The organism is Rhodococcus sp. NPDC056960 (genome assembly GCF_042674125.1).
In the GTDB taxonomy this organism is placed as follows: Bacteria; Actinomycetota; Actinomycetes; order Mycobacteriales; family Mycobacteriaceae; genus Rhodococcus_F.
In genome coordinates this window covers 1-2890 of the sequence record NZ_JBHURF010000082.1, presented here as the reverse complement: position 1 = coordinate 2890, position 2890 = coordinate 1, and the positions used below count along the sequence as shown (strand labels likewise).

3 protein-coding genes are annotated in these 2890 nt (G+C 65.5%); 2 read left to right on the top strand and 1 reads right to left on the bottom strand.

Annotation, left to right across the window (positions count from 1 at the left end; all coding sequences use genetic code 11):
* Window positions 1-95 precede the first annotated feature (95 nt).
* Both ACFTWF_RS44960 and ACFTWF_RS44955 read left to right on the top strand, forming a co-directional pair.
* Window positions 96-1037, top strand: a complete 942-nt coding sequence (locus tag ACFTWF_RS44960) for a 3-carboxyethylcatechol 2,3-dioxygenase (protein WP_378467521.1) — start codon at window positions 96-98, stop codon at window positions 1035-1037.
* A 231-nt stretch (window positions 1038-1268) separates the two neighbouring features.
* Window positions 1269-1988, top strand: coding sequence for a GntR family transcriptional regulator (locus ACFTWF_RS44955; protein ID WP_378467520.1), 720 nt, complete (start codon window positions 1269-1271; stop codon window positions 1986-1988).
* A 77-nt stretch (window positions 1989-2065) separates the two neighbouring features.
* Here ACFTWF_RS44955 and ACFTWF_RS44950 read toward each other — a convergent pair whose 3' ends face one another.
* Window positions 2066-2830 (bottom strand): SDR family NAD(P)-dependent oxidoreductase, encoded by a 765-nt coding sequence (locus ACFTWF_RS44950; RefSeq protein WP_378467519.1) that lies wholly within the window; start codon window positions 2828-2830, stop codon window positions 2066-2068.
* Between the last annotated feature and the right edge of the window lie 60 nt (window positions 2831-2890).

Here is a 2890-nt window from a genome sequence, read left to right as displayed (position 1 = left end):
GCCGCCACCTTCAACCGGATTCATCTGGATTTCCTGCTCGGTCGCGACAACGCTGCGTCCGGCGTAACCCGCATCACCGCCGGACAGGAGTAGCGATGTCCCTCGCGCTGCTCGCGATGAGCCACAGCCCCCTGCTCGAGCACGCCGAACTGCCTGCCGACGTGTCGGCGGAACTCAACACGGCGTTCGAGCAGGCCCGCGCGTTCGTCCGCGACTACGACCCCGACATCATCGTCAACCTCGCCCCCGACCACTACAACGGCTTCTTCTACACGCTGATGCCGGCGTTCTGCATCGGCTATGCGGCCGAGAGCATCGGCGACTACGGAAGCCAGGCCGGTCGCCTCGACGTGCCCGAGGAGATCGCCCGCGGCCTCGCCGAGTACGTCATCGATCAGGGCATCGACCTGACGGTGTCCCTCGACATGCAGGTGGACCACGGTGCGGTGCAGCCGATGGAAGTGCTCTACGGGGACATCGCGGCCAAACCCGTCGTCCCGGTCTTCCTCAATTCCGTTGCGCCGCCCTTCACCCCGGTCAAACGTGTGCGGATGTTGGGGGAGGCCATCGGTGGGTTCCTGTCTGGTCTGGACAAGAAGGTCCTTCTCATCGCATCCGGTGGCCTCTCCCACGACCCGCCGGTTCCCCGCCTGGCCACGGCGACTCCGGAGCAGCGCCGCGCGCTGCTCGGGCAGGGCGGCCCGATCACGCCGGAAGCGCGGGCTGCACGCCAGCAGCGAGTGATCGACGCGGCGCGCGACTTCGCGGCAGGCACCGCCGTCATCCAGGACCTCGCCCCGGACTGGGACCGGGAACTGATGCGCATCCTCGCCTCCGGCGACCTCTCACCCCTCGATGCCTGGAAACCCGAGGAGATGACCAAGATCGCCGGTAACTCCTCGCACGAGGTCCGTACCTGGATCGCCGGATACGCCGCACTCGGTGCCACCGGCAGCTACACAGTCCAGTACAGCTACTACCGACCCATCCGGGAACTCATCGCCGGGTTCGGCCTGACCACCGCAACCATGAACTGAGCGAAGGTTCACCCGTGGGACCGCCTCACCGGCCGTCCGGCCCTGGCACACGGCATACGCCAGGGCCGGACGGTCGGCCAAGTTCAGCTCCGACGACCGCTTCACACCGAGTGCAACTCCTCCGGCACCACAGCCTCGGAGAATGCAGATACGACCAGCCCGTCCAGGACACGTAACATCTCGCTCCAGCAGCCAGCACGGTGCGCGAGAACAAGAGTGCGAGGAGAAACGATGAGCGAGCCAATCGCGTCGGGCCGACCGGGGCAGAGGCTCGGTCACGTCGTGCTCGAACAGTTGAAAGAGCGCATTCTCGACGGGAAGTACAAGCCCGGATCCCGGATCTCGATCGAGGAAGTCCGCGCGGAGTTCGGGGTCAGCAAGCAACCGGTCATGGATGCGATGCGGCGCCTGGAATCGATCGGAATCGTACAGATCGTTCCGCAGAGCGGGTGCCGAGTCGAGGCATACACCAGCTGGGAGGTCGAGGATTTCTTCCGCCTCTTCGGCAGCTTCGAAAGCGAGATCGCCGCCGCTGCGGCGGCTCGGCGAACCCCCGCTCAGCTAGACGAACTCGACGAGGCGTGGCACCGCATCGAGGAATTGAATATGTGCACCGACAGTGTCGAGCGGGCGCGCCGATATCGCGGTCTCAACCGAGAATTCCATCTCGTCATCCATCGCATGGCTCATTCACGGGTGATGGCCGAGCAGAGCAAACGTATGTGGGATATGTCCGACTTTCTCATCAACACGGCAGGTCCCCCACATCCTCTCGCGGATGCCATCGTGGACCGCAACCACGATCACGACGTCATTCGCACCGCGATCCGTCAGCAGCGGATCGAGGTTGCGCGGGCAGCGATGGGCTCCCATATCACTGGCACGATCGACCACGTCAAACCTGGTCCAGTGGCACCGAGCCCGGCCGGGCGCGCTCACGGCACCCCATGACCGAGTCCATCTGACAATCCGGGCGTTCACTGACGGCAGTTCGGCTTTGCAAGTAGAGGACGTATGGCTGCAGCGGGTCACAGACGGTTGCCGTTGGTGGCATCGATGACTTGGCCCGTGATGGCACCGGCTGTGTCGCTGACGAGAAATGCCACGATGCTGGCGATGTCGGCGGCGGTCGCGAGAGTGCGCAGGGCTGTGGTGGCCGCGGCATCAGTGCGTGCCTGGTCGTTGCGGCGGAGCCAGTGCGCGTTCATATCGGTATCGAGCGCAGCCGGAGCTACGGCGTTGACGGTGATACCGCGCTCGCCGACAGCGGCGGCGAGGGTGCGCGTGAACACCTCGATCGCTCCCTTGGTCATGGCGTAGCTGATGACCTCAGGTCGGGCGTAGCGGGCGGATCCGGAGGAGATGTTGACGATGCGTCCGCCGTTGCGCATGCGGGGCAGGGCCTGCTGGGTCACGAAGAACGGGGCGCGCTGGTTGAGAGCGACGTGGTGGTCGAAGTCGTCGGCAGTGACGTGCGCGATTCCTCCGCGGCGGTTGATGCCGGCATTGTTGACGAGGATGTCGAGACCCCGGTCGATCCCGAGATCGTCGAGGGCGCAGTCGAACTGCTGTAGAAGCTTTGCGGGACCGTCGGGTCGAGTCAGATCGGCGCGGACCGCCGCCGCCCGGCCTCCGTCGGCCGTGATGTCGTCGACGACCGCGGCTGCGGCCGCGCAGTCGGATCCGTAATGGATGATCACGGTGACGCCGGTGGCGGCCAACGCATGTGCGATGGCCGCCCCGATGCCCCGACTCGCCCCGGTAATCAGGGCGACTCGCCCACTTGTATGCATTCCTGTGTGTCAGCGGTGGCCGAGGAGGAAGTCCAGGTGCAGCTTGTTGAAGGTGGTGGT

What these genes read in the sequence shown, in the direction of transcription:
- ACFTWF_RS44960 (WP_378467521.1), top strand. Translation starts at nt 96, where the DNA reads ATGTCCCTCGCGCTGCTCGCGATGAGCCACAGCCCCCTGCTCGAGCAC.
- ACFTWF_RS44955 (WP_378467520.1), top strand. Translation starts at nt 1,269, where the DNA reads ATGAGCGAGCCAATCGCGTCGGGCCGACCGGGGCAGAGGCTCGGTCAC.
- ACFTWF_RS44950 (WP_378467519.1), bottom strand. Translation starts at nt 2,830, where the DNA reads ATGCATACAAGTGGGCGAGTCGCCCTGATTACCGGGGCGAGTCGGGGC.